This is a genomic window from Thalassospira sp. SN3W, from assembly GCF_038070535.1.
In the GTDB taxonomy this organism is placed as follows: Bacteria; Pseudomonadota; Alphaproteobacteria; order Rhodospirillales; family Thalassospiraceae; genus Thalassospira; species Thalassospira xiamenensis.
In genome coordinates this window covers 3,652,471-3,671,467 of sequence record NZ_CP121124.1, presented here as the reverse complement: position 1 = coordinate 3,671,467, position 18,997 = coordinate 3,652,471, and the positions used below count along the sequence as shown (strand labels likewise).

Here is an 18,997-nt window from a genome sequence, read left to right as displayed (position 1 = left end):
TGCCACAAACCCGGCAATCCTGTCTTGGAGGGCGGAATGAGCAAACTGCGCGTGCCTTTGGCGATCCTTGTCGTGATCATCGCGATTACCGGGGGCGGTTACTATTACTGGCAGCAAAATCAGGAAACCCTTCCCGAATTCATCGCCAGCGGCAATGGCCGGATCGAGGCCGAGGAAGTCCGGGTGGCAACCAAATATGCCGGCCGGGTCGACGAGGTTCTGGTCGATGAGGGCGATGTGGTCCAAGCCGGTCAGGTTCTGGCGCGGATGGATACGGCCGAACTTCAGGCCAGCCTTGCCAAGGCCCGCGCCGAAGTTGCGAGTGCGCAACAAGGCATTTTCGAAGCCAGGGCCGATATCGCTCAGAAAGAAAGCCAGCTTTCCCTCGCGCAGCGACAGCTTGAACGCGCCAACGAGCTTGTCAAAAACAACAATATCGCCCGTGAACAGGTCGATCAGCGCAAATCGGAACGCGACGTGGCCGAGGCCGCCCTTGCGGCAGCAAAATCCCGCCTGACAAGCAGCGAACGTAATGTCGAAGCCGCCCAGGCCGAACTTGACCGCATTCAGGTGCAGATCAATGATTCCGTGCTTAAGGCACCGCGCGGCGGGCGGGTGCAATATCGTCTTGCCGAACCCGGCGAAGTTCTTGCGGGTGGCGACCCGGTGGTAACGGTTCTGGACCTCACCGATGTTTACATGACGATCTTCCTTCCGACCCGGCAGGCCGGTTTGGCCTTTGTCGGCAACGAGGCGCGCATTGTTCTGGATGCCGCACCGAATTTTGTGATCCCGGCCTATGTATCATTCGTTGCTGATGATGCACAATTCACCCCGCGCGAGGTCGAAACCAGAAGCGAACGCGACAAGCTGATGTTCCGGGTTAAAATCCGCATCGCGCGCGAATTGCTTGAAGAGCATAGCAAACGGGTCAAAACCGGCCTGCCCGGCGAGGCCTATGTCATGCTGGCCGATCATAAAAACTGGCCGGAACGCTTTACCCCCAATGTTCCCGATGACGCGACACTGAACCAGAGCCTTCAGGAATGAGTAATGCTCCTGCAAATGGCGCAAATCTTGCCGCGCGGCTGGACCATGTCCGCCACCGATACGGCCATGTTCATGCGCTTGACGATATCAGCCTTGATATCCCCACAGGCCGGACCATCGGCTTTATCGGGCCCGATGGTGTGGGTAAATCCACCGCCCTTGCCCTGATATCGGGTGCGCGCAAATTGCAGGATGGCGTGGTCGAAACGCTGGGCGGGCCGATGGACGACACGCGCCACCGAAACAGCGTTCTGCCCAAAATCGCCTATATGCCCCAGGGACTGGGCAAGAACCTTTATATGGACCTGACGATCCGCGAGAACCTTGAATTCTTTGGCCGTTTGTTTGGCCAGTCGGCGCGCGAACGCAATGACCGGATTGAAAAGCTGGTAAAGGCGACCGGGCTTGAACCCTTTACCGAGCGCGCAGCCGGCAAGCTTTCCGGCGGGATGAAGCAGAAGCTTGGCCTGTGTTGCGCCCTGATCCATGATCCGGAAATATTGATACTGGACGAGCCGACAACCGGCGTCGATCCCCTGTCACGTCGACAGTTCTGGGAACTGATCGACCAGATCCGCAAAACCCAAAGCGGCATGACCGTGCTGGTCGCAACCGCCTATATGGATGAAGCCGCCCGTTTCGACCAACTGATTGCGATGAATGACGGCAAGGTGCTGGCAAGCGGCACAGCGGACGAGATTTTGGAGCGCACCGGGGCAGATAACCTTGAAACCGCGTTTGTAAGGCTTCTGCCCGAAGAAGAACGCAAGGGCCATAAGGACCTTGTCATTCCGCCGCGCACCACACATGGCGATGTTCCGGCCATCGTCGCGGACGGCCTGACCATGCGGTTTGGCGATTTTACAGCCGTCGATAATGTCAGTTTCCGCATTGAAAAAGGCGAGATTTTCGGGTTTCTCGGCTCGAACGGGTGCGGCAAGACGACAACCATGAAGATGCTGACCGGGCTTTTGCCCGCGACCGAAGGCACGGCAGAGCTTTTCGGCAAACCGGTCGATGGGCAGGATACCGAACTTCGCAAACGGGTCGGCTATATGAGCCAGGCCTTTTCGCTTTATGCCGAGCTGAGCGTCTATCAGAACCTGGAGCTTCACGCGCGGCTGTTTCATCTGCCGTCAGATCGGATTAAGCCGCGGATTGACGAGCTTTCGGAGCGGTTCGGCCTGACCGAATATCACGATGACATGGCTGAAAGCCTGCCGCTTGGTGTGCGGCAACGTTTATCGCTGGCGGTTGCCATCATTCACAGCCCGGAAATCCTGATACTGGACGAACCGACATCGGGCGTCGATCCGGTGGCACGTGACGCGTTCTGGCAATTGCTGGTCGAGCTTTCGCGCGATCAGGGGGTGACGATTTTTATCTCTACCCATTTCATGAACGAGGCGGAACGCTGTGATCGCATATCGCTGATGCATGCGGGCAAGGTATTGATTAGCGACACCCCGCATGAAATCACGCAGAAACGCGGTTGCGAAACGCTTGAAGAAGCCTTCATCAGCCATCTGGAAGAAGCCAGCGGCATTGATGACAACGCCCCTGCCCCGGATGCATCGGCCATTGGCGGGGACGATGAAACCGCGACTGCGAAATGGAAACCGGCCAAGGCATCGATTTTCAGTTTGCGCCGTTTGTGGGCCTATTCACTGCGCGAAACCATGGAACTGATCCGCGATCCGATCCGGTTGATGTTTGCCTTGCTGGGTACGGCGATTCTGATGCCGGTTTTCGGGCTTGGCATTACCTTTGACGTTGAAAATCTGACATATGCTGCACTCGACCGCGACAGGACGGAAACCAGTCGCACCTATCTTGAAAACCTTGCAGGGTCGCGATATTTCAGCGAACAGCCGCCGTTAAACAGCAATGACGAACTCGAACAGCGGTTGCTGTCGGGCGATATCACGCTGGCGATTGAAATTCCGCCGGGATTTGGCCGCGACCTTGAAGCCGGACGCAGCCCCGAAGTCGCCGCAACCATCGATGGCACCATGCCGTTTCGCGCCGAAACCATCCATGGCTATGTCGAAGGCATTCACAGCAAATATCTGAACGAACGCAGCATGCGCAACACAGGTTTGCCCGCGCAAACTCTGCCGGTAAGCATTGAGACACGCTATCGCTATAATCAGGATTTCAAAAGCATCTATGCCATGGTGCCATCGGTGATTGCGCTGCTGCTGATGTTTATCCCCGCCGTTCTGATGGCGGTCGGCGTGGTGCGTGAAAAGGAACTGGGATCGATCACCAACCTTTATGTCACGCCGGTCACGCGGATCGAATTCCTGATTGGCAAACAATTGCCCTATGTCGGGTTGGGGCTGATCAATTTCGTTCTGATGGTGGCGATGGCGCTGTTCTGGTTCGAAGTCCCGATGCGGGGCAATCCGCTTACCCTTATTGTCGGGGCCTTCCTGTTTGTTTTTGCCACAACCGGTTTGGGGCTTTTGATTTCGTCCTTCACCAAGACCCAGATCGCCGCCCTTTTTGGAACCGCGATTGCGACGATGGTGCCCTCGGTCATGTTTTCCGGAATGATGCAGCCGATATCCTCGCTTGAAGGCGCACCCGCCGTGCTGTCGACCATCATGCCGACATCGCATTTCATGTCGATCAGTGTCGGGGTCTTTACCAAGGCGCTTGGCTTTGCCGAACTTTATCCCCAAATCCTGACGCTGGTGATTTTCTTCCCGGTATTGACCGTACTTTCGATGCTGCTGCTTAAAAAGCAGGAGGCGTAAATTTGATGTTTGGCAAACGGATTGAAAATATCTATCGCCTCGGCATCAAGGAGCTTTTCAGCCTCCGTCGCGATGTCGTGTTGCTGATCCTGATCTGCTGGGCGTTTTCATTTGCGATTTACAATGCCGCCACCGGCTTTTCCCATGACCTTAAAAACGCATCGATCGCGATTGCCGATCTGGACAAATCCAAATTGTCGCGCCAGATCGGCGATGCGTTTCTGCAACCATTTTTCAAGATACCCGGGGAAATCAGCGAAGGTGACATTGACGCGGCCATGGATGGCGGCGAATACACCTTTGTTCTGGTGATCCCGCCCGATTTTGAAAAGAATCTGATTGCCGGTCATCAACCGGAAATTCAGCTTAACATCGATGCCACCGCCATGATGCAGGCCGGGATCGGCCAAGGCTATGTCAGCAATATCATCGCCCAGGAAGTCCGGACCTTCATGGGCGGGGTTTCAGCCTATGTCGCGGCAAATCACGAACCACCGGCGACACTTGTGACACGTTATGCCTATAACGAAAACGCCACCAGTTCATGGTTCACCAGCGCGATGGAGATCATCAACAACATCACCATGCTCTCGATCATCCTCTCTGGTGCCGCCCTTATTCGTGAACGCGAACATGGCACCATCGAACATCTGCTGGTGATGCCGCTTGATCCGTTTGAAATCATGCTGGCAAAGGTCTGGGCCAACGGGCTTGTGATCCTGATCGCCAGCGCCGTATCCCTGTTTTTCGTCGTCGAACTGATGCTCGGCGTGCCGATTATCGGCTCCAAGCTGTTGTTCTTTGCCGGAACCATGCTGTATCTGTTTTTTGCCACCGCCCTTGGCATTTTCCTTGCAACCATGACGAAATCAATGCCGCAATTCGGGCTTCTCTTTATCTTGGTCGTATTGCCGATGCGGATGTTGTCGGGCGGGAACACGCCGCTTGAAAGCATGCCTGAAACGCTTCAGAACATCATGCAATTCGTCCCGTCCAGCCACTTTGTCAGCTTTGCACAGGCGATCCTGTATCGCGATGCCGGGATCAATGTCGTCTGGCAGGAATTCCTGATCGTCTTCGTGATCGCCGCCCTGTTCTTCGCCTTCAGCGCAATCAGGTTCCGCAAAAGCATCGCGGCAATGCGATAGCACAAGACTGTTTCAATTTGTTTATGAGGCGCGCAATGAGAGGTTTGTATCGAAATGTCCTAGGGACACCCTTTGAAAATACAGAGAAGACATTACACATTAGCCTAATCGAAACTAAGCAAGTATGGCACCAAATAATATTAGATGAATTGAATGGAGAAAAAATAAGGAAATCAATATCCAATGAACTATCTGATCTCAAAGAGAAAATACGAAATTTCTCTGATCGACAGATAATATACTTCATAAGCAGACGTCCTAGGGTTCGATTATACAAACCAATTAAATACTCATTTTTTGGAAATACAATTACGATTCCTATCGAGATTGGTGAAAATAGAAAACGAAGAAAACTGAGATGCAACCTCAGCTATCTTGACAGCACAGGTAAAAAGCACAGACCCTCTATATCTTCAACATCAAAACTCGTAAGGCTAGGAATTGGCGACTCAACACTAGACTTTCCGATTAGCATATTTCTGCAAGAGTTTGGTATTGACCTTGGGATCTGTAGCGAAATTACATATATCGGCAGGACAGATGACCCCAAACGGAGAGTAATAGATGGAAACCACAGAGGACTCTCCGACACCCTATCCATGAGCTTAGATAGTGGTGACGATGTTTTCGTTCACTTTAACCTATTCCATGCCAGATATCACTCTGAAATACCTGAAAAAGGAATACATTTCTTAGCAAGCAACTCGCTACTTGATTATGTAGAGATTAAAGAGGAAGCTGAGATAATTGAGAAATTATTTATAAACTACTTTAGGCCCAGTACTCAGTCTGGTAGCAAATCGACCGACAGCACGCGTTTAAAAAAAAGCGTCTCGCGACTGAACTCTAACAAAAATGTCAAATCGATTATTGTCTCATGCGAGTTGAATAATAGCGCGCACGATTTTAATTTTTTTACCCCGAGCATTAGCCCTCGAAAAGGGCATATTTTCCAATGCGAACTAATTGATAAAACCAATCTTTCATTTACCACACTAGAAAAAGACCCAATTGAAAAACTCTACAACTCTAGCGATATTTAAGTTTGAAAAACAGGATGGTTGACGCCAGCACAAGGGTAAACCCGTTTGCAATGATCACCGGCCAGTCGCCTCGGATCAGTCCATAGACCAGCCAAAGTGCGATCCCGGTGCACAGGATCAGAAACATCACAAGCGAGATATCAGCGGTCGAGCGGGTGCGCCAGGTGCGGATGACCTGCGGCAGGAAGGCAATCGTGGTCATTGATCCGGCAAGAAGGCCAAGGACGGTTTCAAAAGACATGATCATGGCAGGCCTCCGTCAGATCATCGGGCCGAATGACAAGGCATCAGACCGAAACAGAACGCTCGTTTGAATGCATTCAACACATATTGCACACGACTTCAAGCGGGAAATATCCGGGCCGATCATGATGCGCCAGAAGCCCTGATAACCTTGGGAAATGAACGGTTTCTGGGGCCAGAAACACAAAACCCCGCTCGGAAACCGGCGGGGAGGAAATGGTGGGCCTAACAAGACTCGAACTTGTGACCTCTCGCATGTCAAGCGAACGCTCTAACCAACTGAGCTATAGGCCCCTGTATTTGGGGAAAGATGGTGGGCCTAACAAGACTCGAACTTGTGACCTCTCGCATGTCAAGCGAACGCTCTAACCAACTGAGCTATAGGCCCTCTTACCCATCTTTCATCTGACCGGCCTTCAAGTCAGAAGGCTTGGCCAGCACCGTTTGTAACGGCGAGGCGGTATTTAGCCCAAGGCCGTGAAAGGTGCAACCCCTCAATTGGATTTTTGACAAAAAATCTTCATCTATGGGGGACGGGATGGATCGCTGTTGCTATGATCATCATCCAGTTTAGGGAAGACATAACAAACGACAATGAACCAGTTGCCATCGGATCTTACCGGCAATGGACCGGCAACCGTCATCCTGCCATCCCGGCAAACCCTGCCGGTGGTGTTTGCATCGCCCCATTCCGGGCGCCATTATCCGCAGGAATTGATCGAGATTGCGCGCATTGATTCGTTTGCGCTGCGCGCGTCTGAGGATGCCTTTGTCGATCAATTGTTTGCCAGTGCGCCCAAACTTGGCGCCCCCCTGCTGTGCGCGACATTTCCGCGCGCCTTTGTCGATGTCAATCGCGGGGCGCTGGAACTTGATCCGCGCATGTTTGACGGCCCCCTGCCCTCGGATGCCGACATTCATTCGATGCGCGCCCTCTCGGGACTGGGATCCATCCCGCGCGTCGTCAGCGGCGGGATCGAGATTTACAAAACCCGCCTGCCCGTTGCCGAGGCAATGCACCGGATCGATACGTTTTATCACCCCTATCACAGTGCGCTTCGCAAGCTGATCGATGCAACGCGCGATCAGTTTGGCTATTGCATCCTGATTGATTGCCATTCCATGCCCGGCGATTCTGTCGACAGCAGCAAAAACCGCGTTGATCTGGTTCTGGGCGATTGCTATGGAAGTTCCTGCCATCCGTCTTTGACGCGCTTTGTCGAAGATCGTGTCCGCGATCTGGGCTTTACCCCTTCGCACAATGATCCATATGCAGGCGGTTTTTGCACGCGACATTACGGGCAACCGGAAAACAACGTGCACAGCCTGCAGATCGAGCTTTCACGCTCGCTTTACATGGACGAAGACACGATCACGCCCCATCGCGGATTTGACACCCTGCGCGAACAGATGACACATCTGATATCGTGCTTCCACGATCTAGACGGGAATCCCTTCTGATGACATCCAGCCCCGTTTCTTCCACGCCATCAGGAAAACCGATGCCAAATGGTGCCGCGCCCTTGGAGGATCTTGTGATCCGCGATGCCGAGCCAGAGGATTTTGGCCGCATTACCGAAATTTACGGCCACCATGTCCTGCATGGCCTGGCCTCGTTCGAAGAACGTGCGCCTGAAATCGCCGAACTGACAACCCGCTGGCAGCATGTCCGCGAACGCGGCCTGCCCTATCTGGTGGCGGAAATTGATGGCCGCGTCGAAGGCTTTGCCTATGCCGGGGCCTATCGCCCGCGCCCGGCGTACCGCTTTACGGTCGAGGACACGATCTATATCGCGCCCGATGTGGTCGGCAAGGGGGCCGGCCGCGCGCTTCTTTCCGAACTGATCAAACGCTGTACGGCCCTTGGCTATCGCCAGATGGTTGCCGTGATCGGCGATAGCGCCAATGTCGCCTCTATCGGGTTGCACGCGCGCCTGGGCTTCCGGGTGGCGGGCACATTGCAGTCGGCAGGATTCAAACTTGGCCGCTGGGTCGATAGCGTGATCATGCAGCGCGGCCTTGGTGACGGGGATGGCAACTTCCCGGAACGCGATCCAGGGCGGGAGAAATAACCCCTATCGCCATAACCTTGCGACACGCGAACAAAGGCACCAGTCAGACAGACGGTGCCTTTTCTTTTTGATGCCGATGGGGAATGGCATTCACCCTTAACCATGGCGCGAGTTGCACCGCACAATCCCGCGCAGGCGACATAATGATATTTCCGGCGCGAATTCCCGCACCCCAGGAAAACCTGTAAAACCTTGGAATTCAGGCAAAAAAGAAGGCCGCCTGTGACAGCGGCCCAAGTCTAGGGAGGAAACGTCCAAGAAACGAGCGACAAGTCGCTCGCCGGAATGCACTGCGTCCTACCGCAGCGCACAAATAGACATTACCCATTAGATCGGGTGAACGCAACACGTTTTTGACTATTTTTTTATCAAAAAAATTAATGCACTTTTTTTGTTCAAAATTTCACCAAACTGACACTTTTTCGAACTGAATCCCGGCCAGATGCGGTCATTTTTTCAGCATCCTCATTTTTCCGCGCCACGGTTCATTTCCGAAAAATCGGCAAATCTGATCAAAAGTTGCAATCAGGAACGGCGGAAACACTGCGATTCCATCAGCAGAGTCGAAAATTCGGCTTTCGATTCCCATCATGAGAATCTGCTCCAAACCCGCAGAAACTCTCATTTACGCGGTCTCGTACCCATCAGCATCGCGGAATCCCGAAAAATACAATCGGGTAAAATTGCCCCCGCAACATGACCAATTGGGGCAGATTCGTAAAAAAGACGCCCCAAAAAGCGGCGACTGTCAAAATCCAGGAATAAGCAGAACAAGAAAACGAACCTTATGCCGGACCTACGAAAAGGCCGCAAAGGTCGCGGGGTTAATTCACGGTCTGATTGACGACCTTGCTGGCATCGGCCGCACGCGCCGATGACGTGGTGGCAGCAGCCCCGGAAATCTTGCGACCCGACAGGCCATCAGCAACGATCTGTTCGCGGTCATGGCGTTTTTTGGCGTCATACATGCGCTGATCGGCAAGGTCGATCAGGTTATGCGGCTGGGAAATGACATCTTCGATCCGCTCGGCCAGTCCGTAACTTGCCTGCTGGGTCAAACCATTGGCAAGATCGGCAAGACCCGGCGCCATGACGCGATGCATGACTTCATTGGCACGTGCCAATGTCAGGTCAGGCAGAATAACAAGGAATTCCTCCCCGCCCCAGCGGATCACCAGATCCGTGCTCCGGAACCGATGCGCCAGATTGCGCCCGGCTTCTTCAAGAATGCGGTCACCGTAATCATGGCCGAACTGATCATTGATTTTCTTGAAGTCATCAAGATCGACAAAGGCCACGGTAAGCGGGCTTCGCTTACGATAGGCGGCTTCAAAATTCAGACGCAGCATTTCCATGCCAAAGGCGCGGGTATAGACCCCCGTCAGCGGATCAATCGCGATTTCCTGCGCGGCAACAATCGTTCGATAAAGCTGAACCATGGCCGCCATCACCGCAAGCGGCAGCAAGACGGGCAAAATCATTTCAACCGGCACATAACCGCCTGCAACGGGCCCCTGAGCACCAAAGAACAGCAACACAATGATCGGAGAAACCATTATTCCCGCCTCGGCCAGTGTCAGCGGCATGATGGCAATCAGGACAACAATGCCAAGAAGCAGGAAACTGTGCGAGGTCAGCATCTTTGGCGACGCCGCAAGATCAAGCCCCGAAAAACCGCACAGCAGGGCGGCGGCAATCACAAGAAACAGCATCGGCAGATAAGGCGCACGGCGACGCCATTTCGAACTGACCGCCCGATTAAGCAGCACCACAACCGCAATCCCCATGACAAGGAGGCGCATGATCACGGCTTGCGATTGCCAGAAGCCATTGCCATAGGCCCCGTCCCAGATCGGCACAAGCGCCAGCAGAACGAGGGTGAAAAAGGCCGCGAAACGCGCGGTTAGCTGTACCGATTCCTTACGCCGCAGATGCAGAAGTTCTGCATGCCGGGGCGTATAAAGAAAATCACGATATCGACATCGCAAGGGCCCTGCGAAGCGTCGACTATCTCTTCGGGGACCGGATAGCACGCGGGTCAGCTCCAACTCATCAATGCGAAGGAGCCACAGCAGCCCCGAATAACTGCATGATCGTTCCCTGATTTAACCGGCAATTCAACTATCCAGAAGAGGTGGCACGCTGTTTTTGAATTAATTTTTAACTAATTAAGAGAGAAAAAATAAAAACAACCACCTGTTTTAACACAATAATTAACGTATTTTCGCGCCCCTAAGTTGTTTTTCACAACAACAGCACCCTTAAAACCGTAACGCGAATTGCAAAATGGTCGCGACTCGCATCATCCCGAAATCATAAGCCGCACCAAAAAGAAACCGCCACACCGAAAAACCGGTATGGCGGCAAAAATCAAAAGAATTTCAGGCTTAGCCCTGGGAAATCAGCCCCAAAGGGCGCGATCAGGAAGCCCCATGACGCCCTTGTCAAACACCAGACCGTTTTCACGGTCTTTTGCCATCCATAGCGGACCGTCAAGATCAACAATGCGGGCATCGGCGGCAACGATCATCGCCGGTGCCATCGCAAGCGAGGTCCCGACCATGCAGCCGACCATGATCTGCATACCAACCTTGGCGGCAGCATCGGCAAGATCAAGCGCCCCGGTCAGACCGCCGGTTTTATCAAGCTTGATATTGATCATGTCGTAAAGCTGCGACAGACGCGGGATGTCGGCAACGGTATGGATCGATTCATCGGCACAAAGCAGCACCGGACAATCAAGATCAATCAGACCGTCATCCTGTCCGGCGGGCAGCGGTTGCTCGATCATTTCCACACCAAGCGCGTCAAGCTCCGCACCGATATCCTCAAGCAGCGCAATCGACCATGCCTCGTTGGCATCAACAATCAAACGCGATGTCGGCGCACCTTCACGAACCGCACGAACAGATTCGAGAACGTTTTCGCCGTTAAGCTTAAGCTTGAGCAACGGTGCAGACGCCGCCTTGCGCGCGGCTTCACGCATCGCATCAGGCGTATCAAGGCTAAGCGTTTCAGCCGTAATCAGGCCTTCGGGTGCCTTGCGTTCGGCAAGTTCCCAGGCACGACGCCCAAATCGCTTTGCCTCAAGGTCCCAATAGGCACAGTCAACCGCGTTGCGCGCCGCACCGGCCTTCATCGCGTCCTGCAATTCCTTTCGCGTCATCCCACGCGAAAGGGCATCAGCCTGGGCCTCGATATCGGCTATGACGCCTTCGACGGTTTCGTTATAACGGGCATAGGGAACGCATTCCCCATATCCGGTATATTCACCGTCGGTCAGGGCGACCTTGACGACATGGGCCTCGGTCTTGGCCCCGCGCGAGATTTTGAACGCCCCGCGCAGCGGCCAGACTTCAGATGTGACACTTATGCGCGGCACATCAGATCTCCTGCAATTTGTCGACGATTGATGCAACACCGGTCCGAACCGGGTCCACACATGGCAGGCCAAATTCGGCTTCGACCTCGGCCAGAAGCTTTTTGGCCGCCGCATCGTCAAGCGACTTGGTGTTGATGGCGAAACCGGCAACCACACAATCAGGGTTGGTCAGGCGCGCATGCATCAGGTTGACGTCCATCGTGGTTTTCAGGTCCGGCAACTTATAGCCCGGCAGACCACGCATGTGGGTACGGGTCGGTTCGTGACAAACGATGATGGCATCGGGCTGCGAACCATGGATCAGCCCCATGGATACACCGGCGAACGAGGCATGGAACAGGCTGCCCTGCCCTTCGACAACGTCCCAATGGTCCGGCTCGTTGGCCGGCGCAATGGTTTCAACCGCGCCGGAAATAAAGTCCGAAATCACGGCATCAACCGAAATGCCTTCGCCCGCGATGAAAATACCGGTCTGGCCGGTGGCACGGAAAGTCGACTTCATGCCGCGCTTTTTCATTTCCGCATCAAGCGCAAGGGCGGTGTACATTTTCCCGACCGAGCAATCAGTCCCAACCGCCAGAACACGTTTGCCCGGACGTTTTTCACCGTTACCGACCGGCAGCTTGCCATCAAAGTGACGGACGTCGAAAAGTTTTACGCCTTTGGCGTTGGCGGCTTGGACCAGTTCGGGAATCGTCGACAGGCGCGTATGCAGACCGTTGGCGATATCCATCCCGGCATCAATCGCTGCCAGAAGGGTTTCCATCCATGCCGGGCCGATAATACCGCCACGGTTGGCAACGCCCAGAACGATGGTTTTGACACCGGCGGCTTTAGCTTCGGCAATCGACATTTCCGGCAGGCCAAGATCGGCCTGACAGCCCGGAAGGCTTAGCTGTGCGACACACCATTCGGGGCGCCACTGCTTGATGCCAATCGCGGTTTTTGCCGCCAGTTCGTCGGGTGCATCACCAAGAAACATAAGATACGGATGTTCGATTTTCATTTTACCTCCTTGACCAGCGTCCAACCGCTGCCCTTATAATCTGAGGCGACTATAACGCAACTTGGTGGGAGCCATCCAGATATATGAATTGATATCTTCGACTATCCACCGAAATACTCGCACAAAATTCGAATATCGAAGCAAATAACAAAAAAACATTCTGAATTCATCGAAGACAAACCTCCTTTCTTGTGAATTTGACCGGGAAACGCCCGGAAAAAGCAAGAAAATGCAATTTTGAAGGACTGGCGCGAAAGCGTCCGACTACACATGAGTACCGATCTCAAAAAGTGGCTTTCTGACCGCAAAATTGAAGAAGTCGAATGTATTGTCCCAGATATGTCCGGGGTGGCACGCGGCAAGGTTCTGCCAACGCAAAAGTTTTTGCGCGGGCTTGAAGCCAAAAGCCTTGCCATCCCCGAGGCAATTTTTTCCATGACGGTCACCGGGGGCTACCCGGAAGAAACCGACGCGTTTCTGGACCCGGCGGAAAAAGACGTTGTCATGGTCCCCGATCCGGAAACCATTCGCGTCGTGCCGTGGTACGAAGAACCGACAGCGCAGATTATTTGCGACTGTTATCATTTTTATGGCGACGAGGTGTCGATCTCACCGCGCCACGTTCTGAAACGTGTCCTGGCGGCCTTTGAAGAACGCGGCATGAAACCGATCATTGCCCCGGAACTTGAATTTTATCTGGTGGCAAAAAACACCGACCCGGACAACCCGCTTGAACCGCCAATCGGACGTTCGGGCCGACCGGAACGGGCATCGAACGCCTTTGGCATCGATGCGATCAACGAATTCGACCCGCTGATCGAAGACCTTTATGACTATTGCGAGGCCATGAATATCGACGCCGATACCATGAGCCACGAGTCGGGCCCCGCCCAGCTTGAAATGAACTTCAATCACGGCGCGCCACTTGAACTGGCCGACCAGGCCTTCCTGTTCAAACGCACGCTACGTGAAACCGCGCTCAAGCACGGGGTCTATGGCACATTCATGGCCAAACCGATGGGCAACCATCCGGGCAGTGCCATGCATATCCATCAAAGCGTCGTCGACATCAAGACAGGCAAAAACCTGTTTGCCGATGACAATGGCGATAACTCGCAGATGTTCCTGAACTATGTCGGCGGCTTGCAGCGTTATCTGCCTGCTGCCATGCCGCTTCTGGCTCCGAACATGAACAGCTATCGCCGTTTGCAGCCCTGGTCGGATGCCCCGATCAACATGCACTGGTCACTTGATAACCGGACTGTCGGCCTGCGTCAGCCGAACGGCCCGGCCAATGCACGCCGTATCGAAAACCGCATTCCGGGGGCCGATGCCAACCCGTATCTGGCGATTGCGGCATCGCTTGCCTGTGGCCTGCTGGGTATTATCGAGGAAGTCGATCCGACCGCCCAGATCGAAGGGTCGGGTTATGACCGGGCGCATTCCCTGCCCCGTCACATCCACGAAGCACTGGCCAAATTCCATCGGTGCAAACCGCTAAAAGACCTGTTGGGCGAAGAATTTTCGGCCGCCGTTCTCGCCGTCAAGGAAGCCGAATGGGATGCCTATCAGACGGTGATCAGCGCGTGGGAGCGTGAACACCTTCTGCTGAACGTTTGATTGAATTCTTGCGCCAGGGCATCATCTCTGGCGCAAGAATGTTGCATGATGAATGCCTAATTTTTCACTTGATGCGAAAAATGCCCAAAAATCCATCTTGTATTTGACAAAAACCTGAGGCATTCGAAGGATATGAGGGTCTTGGAGAAAGCAATAACAGGACCTTCAAATTTTCAAACGCTGCCACATGGGAGGCTCAGCGAAATGAAATCACTTCTTAAATCTTCCAGCCTGGTTGTCCTTGCCGCAGCCCTTTCGGGCTTTGCCGCAAGCGCATCGGCACAGGAAGTCCTTAACGTTTATAACTGGTCTGACTATATCGGCGAAGAAACCGTCGCCAATTTCGAAAAGGAATATGGCGTAAAGGTCAATTACGACGTCTATGACAGCAACCAGGTTGTCGAAGCCAAATTGCTGGCTGGCAATTCGGGTTATGACCTTGTCGTTCCGACTCTGGCCGATGCACAGCGCCTAATCCAGGCAGGCATCTTCCAGAAAGTCGACAAATCCAAACTGGAAAACTTTGGCAATCTGGACAAGGTGATCCTGAACCAGACCGCCAAATACGACCCGAACAACGATTACGCTGTTCCGTACCTTTGGGGCACCAACGGCATTGGCTATAACGTTGCCAAGGTTCAGGAAGCTCTGGGTGACGATGCCCCGCTCGATAGCTGGGCGCTGGTTTTTGATCCGCAATATGCCGAAAAACTGTCAAAATGCGGTCTGACCATGCTTGACGATCCGGGCGAAATCGTGCCGCTCGTCAACTTCTATCTTGATAAGCCGGATTCCAAACAGTCGACCGCGGATATCGAAGCCGCAATGGCCGAACTCGAAAAAATCCGTCCCTACATCACCTATTTCCACAGCTCGCAATATATCAACGACCTTGCCAATGGTAACGTCTGCGTATCGATCGGCTGGTCGGGTGACGTTGGCCAGGCTGCCCTTCGCGCCGAAGAAGCCGGCAATGGCAACGAGATCAAATACGTGATCCCGAAAGAAGGCACCCTGATCTGGTTTGACGTGATGATGATCCCGGCCGACGCGCCGAACCCGGATCTGGCCCACAAATTCATTGATTACATCCTGCGCGCCGATGTCGGTGCCGATCTTGCCAACTATGTCGAATATGCCAGCCCGAACGAGGCTGCCATGGAATTCATCGACGAAGATCTGAAAGCCGATCCGGGTGTTTACCCGTCGCAGGAAGTCAAGGAACGCCTGCGTTCCAAGATCGAGCCGGGCTCGAAAGAACTTCGGACCCGTACCCGTCTGTGGACCAAGCTTAAAACCGGTCAGTAATCGATCCATTGATCGATCAAGTAATCGGTCCGGTTAATACCAGACATGCCCAAAGGGGCGCTGCACAGTTCGCAGCGCCCCTTTTTTGACATTGCGAACTGTGACTCGTGATGACGTGCGTGAAATTGCGCAGGGTGCCAAAGACGCGCTAAACGAAGATGAAACCGTCAATAATGCACATTTTCTGAACACCTCTGCTGACTTTTCCGCCATTTATCGCAATTTCAACCACGAAACGTTCGAAATATCGCACACCCCTCTTTACAGATTGTGGAATTGCTTCATCCTGTTAATCAGGCAGAACCAAAACATCGGACGGCAAGCTTCGGCCAACCGCGCTCGAATGCATAGCCGGGCATGTCGCCCGATGTTTTGGGTATATCTCGACAACAAACAAGGGGAGAAGCTTGGTGTCGCAGGGGGCTTTGCAGAAAGCACACGAGGATGTGCACAAGACTCAGCCTTGGAACAATCCCGAAGCGGTCCCGTTTATCCGTTTCGAGAATGTGACCAAGAAGTTCGGCGACTTTTATGCCGTCGATGATGTGTCGCTTGATATTTACCGGCATGAATTATTTGCCCTTCTGGGCGGATCGGGCTGCGGCAAAACAACCCTTTTGCGGATGCTGGCCGGGTTCGAGGAACCTACAGCGGGCAAAATCTTCATCGATGGTGTCGATATGGCAGGCGTCCCGGCCTATGAACGCCCGACCAACATGATGTTCCAGTCCTATGCCCTGTTCCCGCACATGACAGTTGAACAGAATGTGGCCTTTGGCCTGCATCAGGACGGATTGCCGAAATCGGAAATCCGCACGCTGGTTTCCGATATGCTGGCCCTTGTGCAAATGACCAAGTTTGCCAAACGCAAACCCCATCAGCTTTCCGGCGGGCAGCGCCAGCGTGTTGCCCTGGCGCGATCCCTTGTCAAAAAGCCAAAGGTTCTTCTGCTCGACGAACCGCTTGGCGCACTTGATAAAAAGCTGCGCGAACAGACACAGTTCGAACTGGTCAACATTCAGGAAAAGGTCGGCACCACCTTTGTCATGGTCACCCATGATCAGGAAGAAGCCATGACAATGGCATCGCGCATTGCGGTGATGAATGAAGGTGTGATCCGTCAGCTTGGCACCCCGTTCGAACTTTACGAATATCCCAACAGCCGCTTTACCGCGAACTTCCTCGGTCAGGTCAACCTGATCGAAGGAACGCTTGTCGATGATGACGAAAAATACGCCGTCATTCATTCCGACGATGCCGGTGGTGAAATTTATATCGACCACGCCGTTCAGGGCCACGAAGGGGCGACACTTTGGATCGCGCTTCGCCCGGAACGTTTGCGCCTGCTGACCGAAAAACCGACCGATACGAAATATAATTGCCTTTCTGGCAAGGTCGAGGAAATCGGTTATCTTGGCGGGCTTTCGACCTATCACGTACGCCTTGATAGCGGTTTCCGCATCAAGGTCACCGAGCCCAATTCCAGCCGCCATATCGAACCACGTTACACGTGGGAAGATCGCGTCTGGGTAACGTGGGAGGCCGGGGCTGCTTCGGTTCTGAATCAATGAGCAGTGACAAGCCAACCCTGAAACAACGTTATGATCGCCTGATGCTCAAGCATGGCCGGGTCCTTGTGATCGGCCTGCCCTATCTCTGGCTGATGCTGTTCTTCCTGATCCCGTTCCTGATCGTTCTGAAAATCAGCTTCGCCACCGCCGAATATGCCCAGCCGCCCTATAGCGCGCTGTTCACGTGGATTGACGAAGGGGTCAATATCACGATCAATTTCGGCAATTACCTGTTTCTGCTTAGCGACAGTCTTTATATATCGGCCTATCTGAATTCGATCCGGATTGCTGCGATTTCAACCGTGATCACGCTTCTGATCGGTTATCCGATGGCCTATGGCATTGCACGCGCGCAAGGATCGCTTCGCAGTGTGCTGCTGATGATGGTGATCCTGCCGTTCTGGACCAGCTTCCTGATCCGCGTTTATGCCTGGATCGGCATTCTGGACCGCGAGGGGCTGATCAATGCGCTGTTGCTGAACCTTGGCATTATTTCCGAGCCATTGATCATGCGTCAGACCGAATTCGCGGTCTATATCGGCATTGTCTATACTTACCTGCCCTTCATGATCCTGCCGCTTTATTCCACGCTGGAAAAAATGGATGTCAGCCTGATCGAGGCCGCCCTTGATCTTGGCTGCAGACCTTGGAAAGCCTTCATGAAGGTGACCCTGCCCCTATCGATGCCCGGCATTCTAGCCGGATCGCTTCTGGTGTTCATTCCGTCCGTTGGCGAGTTTGTCATCCCGGAACTTCTGGGCGGGCCGAATACCCTGATGATCGGTCGCACGCTTTGGAACGAATTCTTTGCCAACCGTGACTGGCCGATTGCATCCTCGGTCGCGATTGCGATGCTGCTGTTCCTTGTCGTACCGATCATGTGGTTCCAGCATATTCAGACCAAGCAGGAGGAAAACGGACAATGACCGGCAAACGTTCGACTTTCCTTCTCAGTGCCTTGGTGTTCGGCTTTGCATTTCTGTATGTCCCGATCCTGCTTGTGATCATTTATTCGTTTAACGAGGGCAAGCTGGTCACCGTCTGGACCGGTTTCTCGTTCAAATGGTATGTATCGCTGTTTTCCAATGACGGCATGATCGATGCCGCCTGGAACAGCCTTCGGATCGGGGTGATGTCGGCAACGCTGGCCCTTGCGGTTGGCACACCGGCCGGGCTTGTCATGTCCCGTTTCGGACGGTTCAAAAGCCGCACCCTGTTTTCGGGCATGGTTGCCGCCCCGCTTGTGATGCCCGAAGTCATCACCGGCCTGTCCCTGCTATTGCTGTTTGTCACCCTTGAACAGTTGATCGGATGGCCAGCCGGGCGTGGTGTAACCACGATTGTGATCGCACATACGACCTTCTGTGCCGCCTATGTCGCGGTTGTTGTGCAATCGCGACTGGCGGGCATGGATACCTCGGTCGAAGAAGCCGCGATGGACCTTGGCGCCAAACCGGCAAAGATTTTCTTTGTCATTACCCTGCCCATGATCCTGCCGGCCCTTCTGGCCGGTTGGTTGCTTTCCTTCACCCTATCGCTGGACGATCTGGTGATTGCAAGCTTCGTCGCCGGTCCGGGCTCCACCACCCTGCCGATGAAGGTTTTCTCATCCGTGCGACTGGGTGTTTCGCCGGAAATCAACGCGCTCGCGACACTGATCATCCTTGCCGTATCGGTGATGATCGTGATTTCCAGCCTGCTGATCCTGCGGTCAGAACGGGCGCGGACCCGATCCATGAACCAGACGACAATCGATACCTGATGTCATGTCGCCCAATGCAAAAAAGCAGCA

General features: G+C 53.8%; 16 protein-coding genes and 2 tRNA genes. 11 read left to right on the top strand and 7 right to left on the bottom strand.

Features of this window, described 5'->3' with window-relative positions:
• Window positions 1-36: 36 nt before the first annotated feature.
• From P8T57_RS16815 to P8T57_RS16800, 4 genes are read left to right on the top strand one after another with little or no spacing between them, the layout of a single operon-like run.
• Window positions 37-1,050, top strand: a complete 1,014-nt coding sequence (locus P8T57_RS16815) for an HlyD family efflux transporter periplasmic adaptor subunit (protein WP_341363748.1) — start codon at window positions 37-39, stop codon at window positions 1,048-1,050.
• Window positions 1,047-3,812: a ribosome-associated ATPase/putative transporter RbbA gene (gene rbbA, locus P8T57_RS16810; protein WP_341363747.1), complete on the top strand. Its 2,766-nt coding sequence runs from the start codon at window positions 1,047-1,049 to the stop codon at window positions 3,810-3,812. The genes P8T57_RS16815 and rbbA overlap by 4 nt, the downstream gene beginning before the upstream one ends.
• A 5-nt stretch (window positions 3,813-3,817) precedes the next feature.
• On the top strand, window positions 3,818-4,960 hold the full coding sequence (locus tag P8T57_RS16805; RefSeq protein WP_341363746.1) for an ABC transporter permease: 1,143 nt from the start codon (window positions 3,818-3,820) through the stop codon (window positions 4,958-4,960).
• 35 nt (window positions 4,961-4,995) lie between these two features.
• Window positions 4,996-6,003: a hypothetical protein gene (locus P8T57_RS16800; protein WP_341363745.1), complete on the top strand. Its 1,008-nt coding sequence runs from the start codon at window positions 4,996-4,998 to the stop codon at window positions 6,001-6,003.
• Here P8T57_RS16800 and P8T57_RS16795 read toward each other — a convergent pair.
• From P8T57_RS16795 to P8T57_RS16785, 3 genes are all read right to left on the bottom strand, one after another.
• Complete coding sequence (locus P8T57_RS16795) at window positions 5,990-6,250, bottom strand: SemiSWEET transporter (protein WP_341363744.1); 261 nt, start codon at window positions 6,248-6,250, stop codon at window positions 5,990-5,992. The two genes, P8T57_RS16800 and P8T57_RS16795, sit on opposite strands and share 14 nt — an antisense overlap.
• A 213-nt stretch (window positions 6,251-6,463) precedes the next feature.
• A tRNA-Val gene (locus P8T57_RS16790) sits at window positions 6,464-6,540 on the bottom strand.
• Window positions 6,541-6,557: 17 nt separating this feature from the next.
• Window positions 6,558-6,634 (bottom strand) — tRNA-Val (locus tag P8T57_RS16785).
• Between the two features lie 206 nt (window positions 6,635-6,840).
• On the opposite strand from P8T57_RS16785, the gene P8T57_RS16780 reads away from it, so the two are divergent.
• Together P8T57_RS16780 and P8T57_RS16775 are read left to right on the top strand one after the other, a co-directional pair.
• Entirely contained in the window at window positions 6,841-7,707 is an 867-nt protein-coding gene (locus P8T57_RS16780; RefSeq protein ID WP_037987882.1) for an N-formylglutamate amidohydrolase, read from the top strand.
• A 41-nt stretch (window positions 7,708-7,748) separates the two neighbouring features.
• A complete protein-coding gene (locus P8T57_RS16775) occupies window positions 7,749-8,318 on the top strand; it encodes a GNAT family N-acetyltransferase (protein WP_007091774.1) in 570 nt (189 codons plus the stop codon).
• Window positions 8,319-8,766: 448 nt separating this feature from the next.
• Here the strand turns inward: P8T57_RS16775 and P8T57_RS16770 are convergent, their stop codons facing one another.
• The 4 genes from P8T57_RS16770 to dgcN all read right to left on the bottom strand — a co-directional run bounded on the left by P8T57_RS16770 (window position 8,767) and on the right by dgcN (window position 12,706).
• Window positions 8,767-8,943 (bottom strand): hypothetical protein, encoded by a 177-nt coding sequence (locus P8T57_RS16770; RefSeq protein WP_341363743.1) that lies wholly within the window; start codon window positions 8,941-8,943, stop codon window positions 8,767-8,769.
• A gap of 199 nt (window positions 8,944-9,142) precedes the next feature.
• Window positions 9,143-10,306, bottom strand: a complete 1,164-nt coding sequence (locus P8T57_RS16765; protein WP_341363742.1) for a GGDEF domain-containing protein — start codon at window positions 10,304-10,306, stop codon at window positions 9,143-9,145.
• A 413-nt stretch (window positions 10,307-10,719) separates the two neighbouring features.
• Window positions 10,720-11,700: an N-acetyl-D-Glu racemase DgcA gene (gene dgcA, locus P8T57_RS16760; RefSeq protein ID WP_341363741.1), complete on the bottom strand. Its 981-nt coding sequence runs from the start codon at window positions 11,698-11,700 to the stop codon at window positions 10,720-10,722.
• Between the two features lies 1 nt (window position 11,701).
• Window positions 11,702-12,706, bottom strand: coding sequence for an N-acetyltransferase DgcN (gene dgcN / locus P8T57_RS16755; RefSeq protein WP_007091770.1), 1,005 nt, complete (start codon window positions 12,704-12,706; stop codon window positions 11,702-11,704).
• A 270-nt stretch (window positions 12,707-12,976) separates the two neighbouring features.
• Between dgcN and P8T57_RS16750 the strand changes: the two genes are divergently transcribed.
• From P8T57_RS16750 to P8T57_RS16730, 5 genes are all read left to right on the top strand, one after another.
• Window positions 12,977-14,326, top strand: a complete 1,350-nt coding sequence (locus tag P8T57_RS16750; RefSeq protein ID WP_007091769.1) for a glutamine synthetase family protein — start codon at window positions 12,977-12,979, stop codon at window positions 14,324-14,326.
• 204 nt (window positions 14,327-14,530) lie between these two features.
• Window positions 14,531-15,634: a polyamine ABC transporter substrate-binding protein gene (locus P8T57_RS16745; RefSeq protein WP_007091768.1), complete on the top strand. Its 1,104-nt coding sequence runs from the start codon at window positions 14,531-14,533 to the stop codon at window positions 15,632-15,634.
• A gap of 410 nt (window positions 15,635-16,044) precedes the next feature.
• Window positions 16,045-17,205, top strand: a complete 1,161-nt coding sequence (gene potA, locus P8T57_RS16740) for a polyamine ABC transporter ATP-binding protein (RefSeq protein ID WP_007091767.1) — start codon at window positions 16,045-16,047, stop codon at window positions 17,203-17,205.
• On the top strand, window positions 17,202-18,131 hold the full coding sequence (locus P8T57_RS16735) for an ABC transporter permease subunit (RefSeq protein ID WP_007091766.1): 930 nt from the start codon (window positions 17,202-17,204) through the stop codon (window positions 18,129-18,131). Before potA ends, P8T57_RS16735 begins: the two co-directional genes overlap by 4 nt.
• The gene (locus P8T57_RS16730; protein ID WP_007091765.1) at window positions 18,128-18,967 is read left to right on the top strand and encodes an ABC transporter permease subunit; all 840 of its coding nucleotides are present in this window, start codon (window positions 18,128-18,130) and stop codon (window positions 18,965-18,967) included. Before P8T57_RS16735 ends, P8T57_RS16730 begins: the two co-directional genes overlap by 4 nt.
• Window positions 18,968-18,997 lie beyond the last annotated feature (30 nt).